Below are 15,330 nucleotides of genomic sequence, written 5' to 3'. Positions count from 1 at the left end.
ATATGAAGCGGAGGGAATACAATGACGGATGAAGTCCGGGTGCGTTACGCACCGAGCCCTACGGGACATTTACATATAGGTAACGCCAGAACGGCGCTGTTTAACTATCTGTTCGCCCGTAATAAAGGCGGTAAATTCATTATCAGAATTGAAGATACAGACGTAAAGCGCAATGTCGCTGGTGGTGAAGAGAGCCAGCTTAAGTATTTGAAATGGCTGGGTATGGATTGGGATGAGAGCGTTGATGTTGGCGGAGAGTACGGACCCTACCGTCAGACAGAACGTCTTGACTTATATCGTGTACATTGGCAGGATTTGCTGGACAGAGGTTTGGCTTACCGCTGCTATTGCACAGAGGAAGAGCTGGAAGCGGAACGTGAAGAACAGACTGCCCGCGGAGAAACGCCTCGTTATTCTGGCAAACACCGTGATCTGACTGAAGAGCAACGTTTAGCTTTTGAAGCTGAGGGACGAGTGGCTAGCATTCGCTTCCGTGTGCCAGAAGATCGTACGTATGCGTTTGATGATCTCGTAAAAGGCAGTATTTCTTTTGACACAAAAGAAATGGGTGACTTTGTTATTGTGAAGAAGGACGGAATTCCGACCTATAACTTCGCGGTAGCTGTTGACGATCATCTGATGGCTATTACTCACGTATTGCGTGGAGAAGACCATATTTCCAACACACCCCGCCAGCTTATGATCTATGAAGCGCTTGGCTGGGAGCCACCTTTATTTGGTCACATGACGCTTATTGTTGGCGACAACCACAAGAAGCTCAGCAAACGGGATGAATCCGTTATTCAGTTTATCGAGCAATATGATGAATTGGGTTACTTACCTGAGGCTCTGGTTAACTTCATTTCTCTGCTTGGCTGGTCTCCAGAGGGAGAAGAAGAGATCTTCAGTAAAGAAGAACTTATTTCTATTTTTGATGCGGACCGTTTGTCCAAAAGCCCGGCTGTATTCGATAAAAACAAGCTGGCGCATCTGAATAATCATTATATTAAGCATGCTGATCCTAAACGGATCTCTGCGCTAGCTATTCCACATCTGCAAAAAGCGGGTAAAATACCTGCTGAGCTGAACGAAGAGCAACAAGCATGGGCGGAAAGCCTTGTCGCGTTGTATCAAGAGCAGATGACTGCAGCTTCTGACATCGTGGCGCTATCGGAACTGTTCTTCCGCAGTCACCTAGAGTTAGAGACGGAAGCAGCGCAGGTTCTGGCTGAAAGCCAAGTTCCTGAGGTATTGTCTGCTTTTCTGGCTAAGGTTGAAGCCTGTCAGGATTTCAGTGCAAGCAACATGGCTGTTCTGATTAAGGAAGTACAGAAAGAAACAGGTCATAAGGGCAAAGCACTCTTTATGCCAATTCGTGTGGCTCTGACCGGACAAACGCACGGACGTGATCTTAATATAACCATTGCTTTGCTCGGCAAAAACCGGGTCATCGAACGTTTGAAATCACAAATTAAGGGCGCTTAAGGTCGTATTTCATACGACTAAACCCCCTTGTCAGTATCTTGTCTTTTGCGCTAAGATAGAATTATATGATAATAGCTGTGATCAGGAGAAGTACGTCCATTGAAGACAATTGCCAGAGAGAATAACCGAGAAAGGGACACCCTTTCGGGCTGGGAGTTATTCATTTGTCCGGGGCAGAACATGCGCCTGTGAGCTGCACGGTTGAATGACCTTTTTAAGGCTCATTAGATCGCGCCGGGAACGTCGCCGTTAATGATGCCAAGTGGAACGAAGAAATTCTGCCGTTTGTTACAATAGCGGCTCATTTGATTCGTTCAAGCAGAGTGGAACCGCGGTTAAACGTCTCTGCAGCATTATGCTGCAGGGGCGTTTTTTGTCTAAATATAAGCAAAAATAATTTTCATACAATACTCTTTGTCTTATATTTCTACGAGATAACAAACCAAGCGAACACTCACCGCATATGTATGATAAGGATGATGGGCCTGGAGACAATACCTTTCTTGTGTACCTGTAAACAGGAGATAAGGAAGTTAAGAAGAGAGGAACCGTGATGTTTAAGCATATTAAGTCGGACATTCGGGCGGTATTTGATAACGATCCTGCTGCCCGCAGCTGGTTCGAGGTTGTCTTCACATATGCCGGCTTGCACGCCATTTGGGGTCACCGGATCGCCCACTCTTTTTTCAAACGCCGCTGGTATACAATGGCTCGTATGGTTTCGCAGTTTAGCAGATTTATGACTGGTGTTGAGATCCATCCTGGAGCTGTCATCGGAAATAGGCTGTTTATCGACCATGGTATGGGGATTGTTATTGGAGAAACCTGCGAAATCGGTGATGATGTTATAATCTATCAAGGGGTTACGCTTGGAGGAACAGGAAAAGAAAAAGGTAAGCGACATCCCACGGTCGGCAACAATGTAGTTATTGGTTCCGGTGCGAAGGTTTTAGGATCTTTTCGTATTGGTGACAATTCAAATATAGGTTCGAATGCAGTTGTGTTGCGTGAAGTGCCTAACAACAGTACAGTAGTAGGGAATCCAGGTCGTGTGGTAAAACGTAATGGAGAACGGGTATCCGATCGGCTCGATCATACGAAGATGCCTGACCCGCTTGTCGATTCACTGCGGTTTTTGCAGAAAGAAATCGAAGAAATTAGGGAAAAGCTTGGCGCAGAAGATAAACAAAAAACCGCACAGCGGATAGCAGAAGCTCAGCAGTATATTGGTGACTACGAAATTTAAGCATCCCGGTATTAAGGAATCCGGAAGAACAGAAAGGGCTGGAATAAGGATGGCTTTACAAATATATAACACAATGACACGCAGCAAGGAGCAGTTTGTGCCCCAGGAGCCGGGCAAAGTTAAGATGTATGTGTGTGGTCCAACCGTTTATGGATATATGCATATCGGAAATGCTAGACCTATAATTGTTTTTGATATGGTCCGGAATTACTTGGAGCAGTTAGGTAATGAGGTGCGGTATGTTACGAATTTCACGGATGTCGATGATAAACTGATTCGCAAAGCCGAAGAAATGAACACTACTGTAGCAGAGGTAGCGGAAACTTTCATAGCTGCTTACCGTGACGACCTGGAAGGGCTTGGTGTTAAACCGGCAACCTTGAATCCCCGTGTAACGGAAAGCATGGAGCTGATCATTGGATTTATTAAAGAGCTTGAGGAAAAAGGATACGCATACGAAAGCGGCGGCGATGTATATTACCGCACTTCAAAATTTGAAGACTACGGTAAATTATCTCGTCAGAATCTGGATGAGCTGCAGTTTGGTATCCGTGTTGAGGTAGACTCACGTAAGGAAAAACCGGAGGATTTTGTGCTTTGGAAAGCAGCCAAACCTGGTGAAGTGCACTGGAGTAGCCCTTGGGGAGACGGACGTCCCGGCTGGCATATTGAATGCTCGGCTATGGCGCGAGAGTTCTTGGGAGATACGATTGATATCCATGGTGGTGGACAAGATTTGCAGTTCCCGCATCATGAATGTGAATGCGCTCAGACCGAAGCTCTGACTGGTAAACCACTCTCTAATTACTGGATGCATAATGGATTCATCAACATCGGGGACGAGAAAATGTCGAAATCGCTCGGTAATGGCTGGCTTGTAAAAGACATCCGTGAGCGTTTTAAAGCAGGAGCTATCCGCTATTTCATGCTATCGACCCATTACCGTAACCCGCTGAATTTCTCAGAGGAATCTATGACTTCCGCCGAAAAGAGCGTTGAACGGATCACGCTTGCAGAGAGTAACGTTAAACATCGGCTTGAACTCGCTGCTGATGGTGCTCAAGGTGAGGTCAACTCAGAGATTAATGATAAGCTGTCAGCTATAGTGGCCAATTTCCATGCTAGAATGCAGGATGACTTTAATACGCCTGATGCGATCACGGCTATGTTCGATTGGGTGAGCCTGGCAAACCATACGCTTGCGAATAACGAGGCTGCTCCTGCTGATTTTGCTGCATTACTGCAAGCTTTTGGCGAAATGAATGCTGTGCTGCGTTTGACGCCTGAACTGGAAGAGGAAATTGCAAGTGAAGAAGTTGAACGGTTGATCGCCGAGCGGGTTGAAGCTCGTAAGAATAAGAATTGGAGCCGGTCTGACGAGATCCGTGATGAATTAGGCCGCTTGGGCATATTGCTTGAGGATACTCCACAAGGAATGCGGTGGCGTCGTAAATGAGTGAGGAACGCAAGTTTGATAACGGATGGTTTCCTTATGAGCCTTCCAAACCTGCGCGACTACTTTCGCCTATTGTTCTAGCTTATGTAGGAGATGCTATCTATGAGGTGGCTGTTCGCCAGTATTTAGTATCTCTTCCGAATTTGCGTCCGAACCATTTGCATCGTTCTGCTACAGGGCTGGTATCCGCTAAAGCACAGTGTGCAATTCTGAACTTTTTGGAGCCTAGTCTCACGGAAGAAGAGAAGGATGTCGCCCGTCAGGGAAGAAATGCGAAATCGGGAAGTGTTCCTAAGAATGCGGATGTGCTTGAATACCGTCATGCTACAGCTTTTGAGTGCTTGATTGGTCACTTGTACTACACAGGACAACAGGAGAGAATAGAAGAAATTGTGCACAAGGGTATACAGTTTATGTTGAAACAGCCGTGATAGGCTTTGGCGAAATAGAAAATAGGAGAAGTGAACATGGAAGAAGAATTGAAGACTGAAGAGGAAATATTGGCAGGGAAGCATTCTGTGCTTGAAGCGCTTCGTGCTGGTCGTACATTAAATAAAATTTGGATTGCAGAGACAGCCCAGAAGCATCTGACAGCACCCATCGTTGCCGAAGCCCGGAAAGCGGGAATTGTCATTCAGCATGTGGACAAGCGTAAGCTGGATCAACTGGCACCAGGCGTGCAGCATCAAGGGGTGGTTGCACAAGCAGCACCATTTGCCTATGTTGAAGTGGATGATCTGTTAGCTATAGCAGAAGCCAAAGGAGAACCGGCATTCCTTATATTGCTTGATGAAATTGAAGATCCTCATAACCTGGGCTCGATTCTACGGACGGCGGATTGTACTGGAGTACATGGGGTAATCGTACCTAAACGCCGTTCGGCTCAGATAACTGCGACCGTGTCCAAAACATCCGCGGGTGCTGTGGAGTATGTTCCGGTTGCCCGGGTTACAAACCTGGGTCAGACCATTGACCGTCTAAAAGAGCAGGGAGTCTGGGTAGTAGGAACAGACGTGGATACCGATCAGAATCTATACCAATCCGATATTTTCACGGGTCCGGTAGCTGTTGTAATTGGCAATGAGAATAAAGGAATGGGACGCTTGATTCGTGAAAAATGTGATGTACTTCTTAAGCTGCCGATGGCCGGAAAGATCAATTCATTAAATGCCTCTGTCGCCGCAGGAGTCATTATGTATGAAGTGATACGCCGCCGGCAACAGCAGGGATAGCTATGGCCGACTGGCGCGATGTGCTGCTTGTGGATGGATATAACATGATCGGTGGCTGGCCGGAACTTGTGGCACTGTCCCAGATTGGTATGCAGGAAGCACGCGACCGCTTGATGGATTTGCTGGCAGATTACCAGGCTTTCTCTGGACGAAGAGTTATTGCTGTTTTTGATGCATACCGTGTTCCGGGGTTGGGAAGGTCTTTTGTCCAGGGTAAGGTCCAGGTGTACTTCACCAAGGAAAAAGAAACCGCAGATGAATGCATTGAGCGACTGGTTGGGGAATATAGCAATCGGCGCCGGCAGATCTATGTGGCTACGAGTGATTTTATAGAGCAGCATATTATTTTTGCACAAGGTGCATTGCGAATTTCGGCAAGGGAATTGCATCTGGAAATTGAAGAGAATCAGAAACAAGTAAAAAAAGCTATTGAACCTGGCGGTGTCAGTTCTACTCGTCATTCTTTGGAAGACAAACTGCCTCCCGATGTGCGCAGTAAGTTGGAAAAATGGCGCAGACAGTGAGATTGAGGAAGAATCAGGAAATATTTTATTCCAATTTATGCTATTCTAGATTGATTTTGGACAAACTCCGGTTGACGGTGGAAGGTAACATAATATATACTGATCCTATATTTCGCGAAGTAACGATGTGTCTTGCGTTGCAGCCGGGGGGATTCTTGGTGAGTGTCGACCTCAAGGAAATAATGCTGTCTGAGTATGATTTCATAAGTGATGAAGATATTGTCGAGGCTTTCCGTGGTGGCGACAGTGGCGCATTAGAACACTTGATTAATAAATACCGTAACTTTGTACGTGCTAAAGCCCGCTCTTATTTCTTGATCGGGGCAGACCGTGAAGATATTGTACAAGAAGGAATGATTGGTCTATACAAGGCTATTCGTGACTTTAAAGGTGACAAGCTCTCTTCATTCAAGGCTTTTGCTGAGCTCTGCATTACACGACAGATTATAACGGCTATTAAGACGGCCACTCGTCAGAAACATATTCCGCTGAACTCTTATGTTTCCTTGGACAAGCCCATTTATGACGAAGATTCTGATAGAACACTTATGGATGTCATTTGTGGAACACAGGTTCTAGATCCAGAAGAGCTAATTATTAATCAAGAAGAATTCATTGGTCTTGAAGATAAGATGGCGGAGATTCTAAGTGACTTGGAGCGCAAGGTTCTGATGTTGTATTTAGACGGAAGATCCTATCAAGAGATTGCTGAAGATCTTAAGCGGCATGTAAAGTCTATTGATAACGCTCTACAACGAGTAAAAAGGAAATTAGAAAGATATCTAGAAGTACGTGACAATTGATGATATAATGAACAAGAGAGGGCTCGGACATCGAGTTCTTTTTTTTAGTCTTTTTGAAATCACTCGGATAGAATTAGGTGCTTGCACCATAAATTACTATTTGAGCCGATTTTAGTCGTTGCCGTTGAAGGTAGGTTTATACACAGACGGAATACCCCATAATGGTAAGGAAGACAGCGAAGTGTGAGGAAGAGATAGACCCAAAGACAGGGTACGGCCATATGACTACTAAACCCGGAATTACCCAGTGCAGAACGGAATTCTTTCGTTGACACAGACCTTGACATTATGCTAAAGTGTTTTAGGTAGGCCTAAATTCGCGGCTTTTTTTTAGGATCAATATTTGCGTCTTCTAATGTGAATTAGAAGGACGTCTCGGGAGGTGCACATCATGCGGGTAATTATCACTTTGGCTTGTACAAGTTGCAAACAAAGAAACTATGCGACTACCAAAAACAAGCGAAATCACCCCGACCGCATGGAGATGAAGAAATTTTGCAAGTATTGTAACTCGCAAACTCCTCATCGCGAAACCAGATAGTCTGTGGAGGTGTAGTCGGCATGAAACGTAGTTTCAAGTCTATGTTTTCCTTTTTCACTGAGAGCTGGAGTGAACTCAAAAAGGTTCGCTGGCCAAGTCGTAAAGAATTGACCAACTATACATTGATCGTTCTCGGTACGATTGTAGTTGTCGCTATTTACTTCTGGGTTCTGGACATCGGTATTTCCGCTGTGATTGAAGCGATTATTTAGAGAGGTCCCAGGTGGCTTGATATGGAAAAAAGATGGTATGTCGTTCATACCTATTCTGGGTATGAGAATAAGGTCAAAGCCAATTTGGAAAAGCGCGTTGAGTCCATGGGCATGGAAGACAAAATATTCCGCGTTCTTGTTCCTATGGAAGAAGAAATCGTAAACAAAGACGGTAAGAAAAAAACCGTTATGCGTAAAGTTTACCCCGGATATGTTTTGGTGGAAATGGTTCAGACTGATGATTCCTGGTATGTTGTCCGCAATACTCCGGGCGTTACTGGATTTGTTGGTTCGACAGGCTCAGGGTCTAAACCAACAGCTTTGCTTCCGGAAGAGGTAGAACAAATTCTGAAGCATATGGGCATGGTTGAACCTAAAGCGAAGATTGATTTCGAAATCAAGGAATCCGTACGTATTATGGTTGGTCCGTTTGCGAATTTTGTGGGCTCCGTGGAAGAAATTTTGGCTGACAAGAGCAAGATCAAAGTGCATGTTAACATGTTTGGACGGGAAACCCCGCTAGAGTTGGATTTCACTCAAGTGGAGAAAATATAACATAAGCTAGGGTTTCTTGTGGGAGAGCGCTATTGGCGTTCGAAGACCACTATTTTTGCAAGGAGGTGTCACTCATGGCTAAAAAAGTTATTAAAATGGTGAAACTGCAGATTCCTGCAGGGAAAGCGAATCCAGCGCCTCCAGTAGGTCCGGCGTTAGGTCAAGCAGGTGTCAACATCATGGCATTCTGTAAGGAATTTAATGCTCGTACTGCCGACCAGGCTGGCTTGATCATTCCGGTTGAAATTACAGTATTTGAAGACCGTTCCTTTACTTTCATCACTAAAACTCCTCCGGCTGCTGTTCTGCTTCGCATCGCTGCTAAAGTAGAAAAAGGATCCGGCGAACCAAACAAGAAAAAAGTAGCAAAAATCGGCCGCGCTGCGGTACGTGAAATTGCTGAAACAAAAATGCCTGACCTTAACGCTGCAACTGTTGAAGCTGCAATGCGTATGGTTGAAGGTACTGCCCGCAGTATGGGTATCACAATCGAAGACTAGTAGTTTTCGAAGAATCGGTCATTCGTGACCCGCAAGTATGTGGGAGGAATTTCCGCTAACACCACAAAGGAGGAACATTTTCATGGCTAAACATGGTAAGAAATACCAAGAAGCTGCTAAGCTGATCAACAGCGAAGCAACTTACGAGCCTTCAGAAGCTGTAGAGCTTGTGAAAAAGGCAGCGACTGCTAAGTTCGACGAAACCGTTGAAGCAGCAGTTCGTCTGGGTGTAGACCCACGTAAACAAGACCAAGCAGTTCGTGGTGTTGTTGTCCTGCCTCACGGCACTGGTAAAACACAACGCGTGCTTGTATTTGCAAAAGGTGAAAAAGCGAAAGAGGCTGAAGCTGCTGGCGCTGATTTTGTTGGTGATCAAGACATGATCAACAAAATTCAACAAGGCTGGTTTGAATTTGATGTCTGCGTAGCTACACCTGATATGATGAGTGAAGTCGGTAAACTGGGTCGTCTGCTTGGTGGTAAAGGTCTTATGCCTAACCCTAAAGCTGGCACAGTTACATTCGATGTTTCCAAGGCTGTGCAAGAAATCAAAGCCGGTAAAATCGAATACCGTCTCGACAAAGCAGGTCAAATTCACGCGCCAATCGGCAAAGTGTCCTTTGATGCTGCACAATTGAACGATAACCTTAAAGCTCTTATCGACGCTTTGAACCGTGCGAAACCAGCTGCTGCTAAAGGTGTATACCTTAAAGGCATCTCGATTTCTTCCACAATGGGACCTAGCGCTCGTGTGAACACAACCGTCTTCAGATAATTAAGGGTTGACTCTTTGAGTCAATTTTGATAATCTATAACAGTTGTGAAACTTAAGGTATCAATCTTAACCTTGAATATGCTTACCGTAGACAGTAGGTGCCTTAGTGCTTAATTTCCTACCGAGGTGTTGTGATAGAAACAAGAAGTAACGAGCTCGCTCGTATAACTTTCGTTTTATCAAGCCTTCGTGATTCTGCGGAGGCTTTTCTACTGCCTGCGTAGGAGCGGTGAAGCTTTCCTTGGAAAGAACGCCGACACATAAATTTTCAGGAGGTGTATACATTGGCAAATGCAAAAGTAATTCAAGCAAAACAAGACGCGGTTGACGTCGTTACTGCAAAACTGCAAAACAGTCTTTCGACTGTTGTAGCTGACTACCGTGGATTGAACGTTTCCCAAGTGACTGAACTGCGTAAGCAACTTCGTGAAGCTGGCGTTGAGTTTCAAGTCCTGAAGAACACATTGCTGCGTCGCGCAACTGCTGCGGCTGAGTTGAGTGAATTGGATGAAGTTTTGACTGGTCCAACAGCTATCGCATTCAGCACAACTGATGCAGTAGCACCAGCTAAAATTTTGAACGATTTCGCCAAGAAAAACGACGCTTTGAAATTGAAAGGCGGCGTAGTTGAAGGTCGTGTCATTGACGCGGAACAACTGAAAGCACTGGCTGAGCTTCCATCCCGCGATGGTTTGCTGTCCATGCTGCTTAGCGTACTTCAAGCTCCAATGCGCAACTTCGCGCTTGCAGTTAAAGCTGTTGCTGAAAAAGAAGAACAAAGCGCGTAAGCCTTTGACTCTTGCAGCATAATCAATACCACAAATAAATTTAAATATAAAATGGAGGTTCAATCATGAGTAAAGAAGCAATCTTGGAAGCAATTAAAGGCATGAGCGTATTGGAACTGAACGACCTGGTTAAAGCAATTGAAGAAGAATTCGGCGTAACTGCAGCAGCTCCAGTAGCAGCTGGCGGTGCAGTAGCAGCAGTAGCTGAAGAGCAATCCGAATTTGACGTAATTTTGACAGGCGCTGGCGCTTCCAAAATCAACGTTATCAAAATCGTTCGCGAAATCACTGGTCTTGGCTTGAAAGAAGCTAAAGATCTTGTAGACAACGCACCAAAAGCAATCAAAGAAAAAGTAAGCAAAGACGAAGCCGAAGCTACTAAAGCAAAATTGGAAGAAGCAGGCGCAGCTGTAGAAGTGAAGTAATTCCTTCTATTACTGAAAACCCCTTGAACTTGTTCAAGGGGTTTGTTTTATAAATAGAGTTAGTAGGGCGTATATACCAACTGCTAACATAATAGGAAAGGGAGGAAAGAGATGTCGCAACATTATTATTCGCAGCAGCCGGAAGTACGTCATGACAGACGTAGCATTGATACCGTACTAAGAGGCAAAAGCTTTCGTTTTACGAGCGATGCCGGTGTATTCTCTAAAGGGGACATCGATTACGGTAGCCGAGTTCTTATTGAAGCTATGATAATTCCGGACGGTTCAGCGGTGCTTGATGTAGGTTGTGGTTATGGGCCGATTGGATTAAGTGCAGCATACCTAGCTCCCAAAGGACATGTAACCATGATTGATATTAACAGTCGTGCGGTAGAACTGGCGCGTGAGAATGCTCAGCACAATGGAATCCGGAATGTTACGATAATGGAAAGCGATGTGCTCGGCGCATTGAATGAGCAGCAGAAGTTCGATGTGATTCTAACTAATCCTCCGATTCGTGCAGGAAAAGCTGTAGTGCATAAGATTTTTGAAGATGCGTATGAACATTTAAATGAGGGTGGCTATCTGTGGATTGTGATTCAGAAGAAGCAGGGCGCTCCATCCGCAGTGGCAAAACTAGAAAGCTTGTTCTCAATGGTGGAAGAAGTGGGGAAAGACAAAGGCTATCGTATTATTAAAGCGCAAAAATAAAATACAATAGGTTATTGACATGTGATAGTGATAATGGTATTATTATAAAATGTCAGTATTAAGATAGGCTCCATGTCTTTAGTTTGCTGAAATGTCAAGCAATATATTGTCGCCCGGCTAGCGCATGCCGCACGGCAAGTTTTTGCGAGTTGGTTGTCTATGCTCTAACGTAGCAAATGCTGCGTGGTAATAGATAATAGCGCATAAACTATTGCTTGGTGACGTATAATATGTACGTTTTGGGCAAATCTACTTGATAAGGAGTATTTTGGTCATGGATAAATGCGCTCTTTTTTCGAAGATTTCGATAAGGGCTTTTCTTTTATTTATGACTGAATCCTTGTAGTATGGTTCCATTATACGGTTCCAAACAAGGGTTCGCAATCAATTTTTAAGTGAGTAGACATGAGGGGTGAGTAAAGTTGGCAGGACATCTTGTTCAGTATGGTCGACGCACTCGGCGGAGCTATGCGAGAATTAACGAGGTACTCGAGGTCCCGAACCTGATCGAGATCCAACAAAAATCTTATGATTGGTTTTTGGAGGAAGGATTGCGGGAAATGTTTCAGGACATCTCGCCGATCCAGGATTTCACAGGTAATTTGGTACTAGAGTTCATTGATTACAGCCTGGGTGAACCGAAATATACGGTTGACGACGCTAAAGAGCGGGACGTAACGTATGCGGCTCCTCTGCGTGTAAAGGTGCGGCTCATTAATAAAGAGACCGGTGAGGTTAAAGAGCAGGAAGTGTTCATGGGAGATTTCCCGCTGATGACGGAGACCGGCACTTTTATTATTAATGGTGCGGAACGGGTTATTGTCAGCCAGTTGGTTCGCTCTCCAAGCGTCTATTTCAGCACAAAAGTGGATAAGAACGGCAAAAAAACCTACACCGCCACAGTAATCCCGAACCGCGGAGCCTGGTTGGAACTTGAAACCGATGCTAAGGACATTATGTATGTTCGTATCGATCGGACTCGTAAAATTCCTGTTACCGTACTTTTGCGTGCTCTCGGTTTCGGTAGTGATGCCGAAATTCTGGAATTGCTTGGCAATGATGAATATATTCGCAATACGCTGGATAAAGACAACACGGACTCCACGGAGAAGGCGCTTATTGAAATTTATGAGCGTTTGCGTCCGGGCGAACCGCCGACACTAGACAATGCCAAAAGTTTGCTGGTTGCGCGTTTCTTTGATCCAAAACGCTACGACCTAGCTAATGTAGGCCGTTACAAAATCAATAAAAAGCTACACATTAAGAACCGTCTTTTCAATCAACGTCTTGCTCAGCCTTTGGTTGACGACTCTACTGGAGAAATCCTGGCAGAATCCGGCCAAATGGTCGATCGTAGACTGCTTGATGAATTGATTCCATATTTCGAAAAGAATGTTGCCTTTAAAAACTACCGTGTTACTGGTGGAGTTATGGACAGCGAAGATATTCCTCTTCAAACAATTGACGTATTCTCGCCAATTGAAGAAGGCCGGGTTATTAAGCTGATCGCTAACGGCAATATCGACAAATCTGTTAAGCATATTACTCAAGCTGATATTATATCCTCAATCAGCTACTTTATTAATTTGCTTCACGGAATTGGCAATACCGATGATATTGACCACTTGGGTAACCGTCGTCTGCGTTCTGTAGGTGAACTCTTGCAGAATCAGTTCCGTATCGGTTTGTCCCGGATGGAACGTGTTGTACGTGAAAGAATGTCGATTCAGGATGCTAATGCGATTACGCCTCAGGCTCTGATCAATATTCGTCCGGTCATCGCGTCTATTAAAGAGTTCTTCGGTAGCTCCCAGCTGTCTCAATTTATGGATCAGACGAACCCGCTTGCGGAACTTACGCATAAACGTCGTCTGTCCGCCCTCGGACCTGGTGGTTTGACACGTGAACGCGCGGGCTTTGAAGTTCGTGACGTCCATCACAGTCACTACGGTCGGATGTGTCCAATTGAAACGCCGGAAGGTCCAAACATCGGGTTGATCAACTCCTTGTCTACCTTTGCCCGCATCAATGAATACGGCTTTATTGAAGCTCCGTATCGTTGGGTGGATCCGAAGACTGGTAAGGTGACTGAGCAAATTGACTATCTGACTGCTGATGAGGAAGATAATTATGTAGTTGCTCAGGCTAACGTGTTGATCGAAGAAGATGGCACCTTTAAAGAAGACATGGTAATCGTTCGTTACAACAAAGACTCAGACAACATTACAACGATGCCAAGTAATCGTGTCGATTACATGGACGTTTCGCCTAAACAGGTTGTATCTGTCGCTACGGCGCTCATTCCGTTCCTTGAGAACGATGACTCCAACCGCGCACTGATGGGATCTAACATGCAACGTCAAGCTGTTCCGCTTCTGATTCCAAAAGCTCCACTGGTCGGAACAGGGATGGAACATAAATCCGCTAAGGATTCTGGCGTATGTATCGTTTCCAAGTATGACGGTATTATCGAACGTTCTTCAGCTAATGAAATTTGGCTGCGTCGCGTTGAGACTGTCGAAGGCAAGGAAGTTAAAGGCGATATCGTTAAATATAAATTACACAAATTTATGCGTTCTAACCAAGGTACCTGTATTAACCAACGTCCTCTAGCTAAAAGAGGGGACATTGTTAAGAAGGGTGATATCCTGGCAGACGGTCCTTCCACAGAAATGGGCGAACTTGCTCTTGGTCGTAACGTAGTCGTTGCGTTCATGACTTGGGAAGGTTACAACTACGAGGATGCGATCCTGTTAAGTGAAAAGCTGGTTAAGGAAGATGTATATACTTCGATTCATATCGAAGAATACGAATCTGAAGCTCGCGACACTAAATTGGGACCTGAAGAAATTACGCGCGATATTCCGAACGTCGGCGAAGAAGCTCTGCGCAATCTTGATGAGCGCGGAATCATCCGCATCGGTGCGGAAATCAGCGCTGGTGACATTCTGGTGGGTAAGGTTACTCCTAAGGGTGTAACTGAACTGACAGCAGAAGAACGTCTCCTGCACGCTATCTTTGGTGAGAAAGCTCGTGAAGTACGGGATACCTCTTTACGCGTTCCTCATGGTAGTGATGGTATTATCGTGGACGTTAAAGTCTTTACACGTGAGAACGGCGATGAGCTGCCTCCTGGTGTAAATCAATTGGTACGTGTCTACATCGCTCAGAAACGTAAGATCTCTGAGGGAGACAAGATGGCCGGACGTCACGGTAACAAGGGTGTCGTTGCCCGTATCCTGCCAGAAGAAGATATGCCGTTCCTTCCGGACGGTACGCCAGTACAGGTTGTTCTTAACCCTCTGGGCGTTCCTTCTCGTATGAACATCGGACAGGTGCTTGAGGTCCATATTGGTATGGCCGCATTGCGTCTGGGAATTCACATTGCAACGCCGGTATTCGACGGAGCGCGTGAGTACGACGTGTTTGATACGATGGAAGAAGCAGGTATGCAGCGTAATGGTAAAACCGTGCTGTATGATGGCCGTACAGGTGAACGCTTCGAACGTGAAGTTACTGTTGGTGTCATGCACATGATCAAACTGGCGCACATGGTTGATGATAAGATTCACGCCCGTTCAACAGGACCTTACTCACTAGTTACGCAGCAACCATTGGGTGGTAAAGCTCAATTTGGTGGACAGCGTTTCGGGGAGATGGAAGTGTGGGCGCTTGAAGCTTACGGTGCTGCATATACATTGCAAGAAATTTTGACCGTGAAATCCGATGACGTAGTTGGTCGCGTGAAGACGTACGAATCTATTGTCAAAGGTGAAAATGTACCGGAACCAGGTGTTCCTGAGTCGTTCAAGGTATTGATCAAAGAACTGCAGTCCCTGGGTATGGATGTTAAGATTCTTAGCGGTGACGAGCAGGAAATTGAAATGAGAGAATTGGACGATGAGGACGAGACGTCAGGCGACAAACTAAGCCTCAATTTAGAAGGTTCAGAAGTCGGAGTAGAATAATCAAGCTGGAGCTTAAGTGTTCCATTTTATAAAGGACCGCACGCCCTCTTTTGATGTAACAGTCAGAAGAGGGCAAAGCGGTACTAAATCAGGATTAGGTTAAGGAGGG

At 45.3% G+C, this 15,330-nt stretch carries 16 protein-coding genes and 1 other annotated feature; all 16 genes read left to right on the top strand.

Features of this window, described 5'->3' with window-relative positions:
• The first annotated feature begins 21 nt into the window (after positions 1-21).
• The 16 genes from gltX (at position 22) to rpoB (ending at position 15,221) form a co-directional block, all read left to right on the top strand.
• Positions 22-1,485: a glutamate--tRNA ligase gene (gltX, locus tag MKY54_RS28195; protein WP_036680487.1), complete on the top strand. Its 1,464-nt coding sequence runs from the start codon at positions 22-24 to the stop codon at positions 1,483-1,485.
• A gap of 553 nt (positions 1,486-2,038) precedes the next feature.
• Positions 2,039-2,731 carry a serine O-acetyltransferase gene (gene cysE, locus MKY54_RS28190; RefSeq protein WP_036680489.1) on the top strand — a complete coding sequence of 231 codons (693 nt, stop codon included), beginning with the start codon at positions 2,039-2,041 and terminating at the stop codon, positions 2,729-2,731.
• A 49-nt stretch (positions 2,732-2,780) separates the two neighbouring features.
• Positions 2,781-4,187 (top strand): cysteine--tRNA ligase, encoded by a 1,407-nt coding sequence (gene cysS / locus MKY54_RS28185; RefSeq protein WP_076130023.1) that lies wholly within the window; start codon positions 2,781-2,783, stop codon positions 4,185-4,187.
• On the top strand, positions 4,184-4,618 hold the full coding sequence (locus MKY54_RS28180) for a ribonuclease III domain-containing protein (RefSeq protein WP_076099622.1): 435 nt from the start codon (positions 4,184-4,186) through the stop codon (positions 4,616-4,618). The genes cysS and MKY54_RS28180 overlap by 4 nt, the downstream gene beginning before the upstream one ends.
• Before the next feature lie 36 nt (positions 4,619-4,654).
• Positions 4,655-5,419: a 23S rRNA (guanosine(2251)-2'-O)-methyltransferase RlmB gene (gene rlmB / locus MKY54_RS28175; RefSeq protein ID WP_076105935.1), complete on the top strand. Its 765-nt coding sequence runs from the start codon at positions 4,655-4,657 to the stop codon at positions 5,417-5,419.
• Positions 5,420-5,421: 2 nt separating this feature from the next.
• Entirely contained in the window at positions 5,422-5,943 is a 522-nt protein-coding gene (locus MKY54_RS28170) for an NYN domain-containing protein (protein ID WP_036680494.1), read from the top strand.
• Between the two features lie 158 nt (positions 5,944-6,101).
• A complete protein-coding gene (sigH, locus tag MKY54_RS28165; protein ID WP_036680496.1) occupies positions 6,102-6,746 on the top strand; it encodes an RNA polymerase sporulation sigma factor SigH in 645 nt (214 codons plus the stop codon).
• A 391-nt stretch (positions 6,747-7,137) separates the two neighbouring features.
• A complete protein-coding gene (gene rpmG, locus MKY54_RS28160; protein WP_076099620.1) occupies positions 7,138-7,287 on the top strand; it encodes a 50S ribosomal protein L33 in 150 nt (49 codons plus the stop codon).
• Positions 7,288-7,307: 20 nt separating this feature from the next.
• Complete coding sequence (secE, locus tag MKY54_RS28155; protein WP_036680497.1) at positions 7,308-7,499, top strand: preprotein translocase subunit SecE; 192 nt, start codon at positions 7,308-7,310, stop codon at positions 7,497-7,499.
• Between the two features lie 21 nt (positions 7,500-7,520).
• Complete coding sequence (nusG, locus tag MKY54_RS28150) at positions 7,521-8,054, top strand: transcription termination/antitermination protein NusG (RefSeq protein ID WP_036680499.1); 534 nt, start codon at positions 7,521-7,523, stop codon at positions 8,052-8,054.
• Between the two features lie 74 nt (positions 8,055-8,128).
• Positions 8,129-8,554, top strand: a complete 426-nt coding sequence (gene rplK / locus MKY54_RS28145) for a 50S ribosomal protein L11 (RefSeq protein WP_036680502.1) — start codon at positions 8,129-8,131, stop codon at positions 8,552-8,554.
• A gap of 82 nt (positions 8,555-8,636) precedes the next feature.
• Positions 8,637-9,329 (top strand): 50S ribosomal protein L1, encoded by a 693-nt coding sequence (rplA, locus tag MKY54_RS28140; RefSeq protein ID WP_036680504.1) that lies wholly within the window; start codon positions 8,637-8,639, stop codon positions 9,327-9,329.
• Positions 9,330-9,396: 67 nt separating this feature from the next.
• Positions 9,397-9,549, top strand: a sequence feature (ribosomal protein L10 leader region).
• 64 nt (positions 9,550-9,613) lie between these two features.
• A complete protein-coding gene (rplJ, locus tag MKY54_RS28135) occupies positions 9,614-10,117 on the top strand; it encodes a 50S ribosomal protein L10 (protein ID WP_076099619.1) in 504 nt (167 codons plus the stop codon).
• A gap of 65 nt (positions 10,118-10,182) precedes the next feature.
• Positions 10,183-10,542: a 50S ribosomal protein L7/L12 gene (gene rplL / locus MKY54_RS28130; protein ID WP_036680508.1), complete on the top strand. Its 360-nt coding sequence runs from the start codon at positions 10,183-10,185 to the stop codon at positions 10,540-10,542.
• A gap of 111 nt (positions 10,543-10,653) precedes the next feature.
• Positions 10,654-11,253, top strand: coding sequence for a class I SAM-dependent methyltransferase (locus MKY54_RS28125; RefSeq protein WP_076186625.1), 600 nt, complete (start codon positions 10,654-10,656; stop codon positions 11,251-11,253).
• A gap of 422 nt (positions 11,254-11,675) precedes the next feature.
• Positions 11,676-15,221: a DNA-directed RNA polymerase subunit beta gene (gene rpoB, locus MKY54_RS28120; protein WP_038573461.1), complete on the top strand. Its 3,546-nt coding sequence runs from the start codon at positions 11,676-11,678 to the stop codon at positions 15,219-15,221.
• The last annotated feature ends 109 nt before the right edge of the window (positions 15,222-15,330 follow it).

The organism is Paenibacillus sp. FSL P2-0121, from assembly GCF_037975345.1.
Lineage (GTDB): Bacteria > Bacillota > Bacilli > Paenibacillales > Paenibacillaceae > Paenibacillus_AQ > Paenibacillus_AQ odorifer.
This window is presented reverse-complemented; position numbering and strand designations above follow the sequence as displayed.

What these genes read in the sequence shown, in the direction of transcription:
- gltX (WP_036680487.1), top strand. Translation starts at nt 22, where the DNA reads ATGACGGATGAAGTCCGGGTGCGTTACGCACCGAGCCCTACGGGACAT.
- cysE (WP_036680489.1), top strand. Translation starts at nt 2,039, where the DNA reads ATGTTTAAGCATATTAAGTCGGACATTCGGGCGGTATTTGATAACGAT.
- cysS (WP_076130023.1), top strand. Translation starts at nt 2,781, where the DNA reads ATGGCTTTACAAATATATAACACAATGACACGCAGCAAGGAGCAGTTT.
- MKY54_RS28180 (WP_076099622.1), top strand. Translation starts at nt 4,184, where the DNA reads ATGAGTGAGGAACGCAAGTTTGATAACGGATGGTTTCCTTATGAGCCT.
- rlmB (WP_076105935.1), top strand. Translation starts at nt 4,655, where the DNA reads ATGGAAGAAGAATTGAAGACTGAAGAGGAAATATTGGCAGGGAAGCAT.
- MKY54_RS28170 (WP_036680494.1), top strand. Translation starts at nt 5,422, where the DNA reads ATGGCCGACTGGCGCGATGTGCTGCTTGTGGATGGATATAACATGATC.
- rpmG (WP_076099620.1), top strand. Translation starts at nt 7,138, where the DNA reads ATGCGGGTAATTATCACTTTGGCTTGTACAAGTTGCAAACAAAGAAAC.
- secE (WP_036680497.1), top strand. Translation starts at nt 7,308, where the DNA reads ATGAAACGTAGTTTCAAGTCTATGTTTTCCTTTTTCACTGAGAGCTGG.
- nusG (WP_036680499.1), top strand. Translation starts at nt 7,521, where the DNA reads ATGGAAAAAAGATGGTATGTCGTTCATACCTATTCTGGGTATGAGAAT.
- rplK (WP_036680502.1), top strand. Translation starts at nt 8,129, where the DNA reads ATGGCTAAAAAAGTTATTAAAATGGTGAAACTGCAGATTCCTGCAGGG.
- rplA (WP_036680504.1), top strand. Translation starts at nt 8,637, where the DNA reads ATGGCTAAACATGGTAAGAAATACCAAGAAGCTGCTAAGCTGATCAAC.
- rplL (WP_036680508.1), top strand. Translation starts at nt 10,183, where the DNA reads ATGAGTAAAGAAGCAATCTTGGAAGCAATTAAAGGCATGAGCGTATTG.
- MKY54_RS28125 (WP_076186625.1), top strand. Translation starts at nt 10,654, where the DNA reads ATGTCGCAACATTATTATTCGCAGCAGCCGGAAGTACGTCATGACAGA.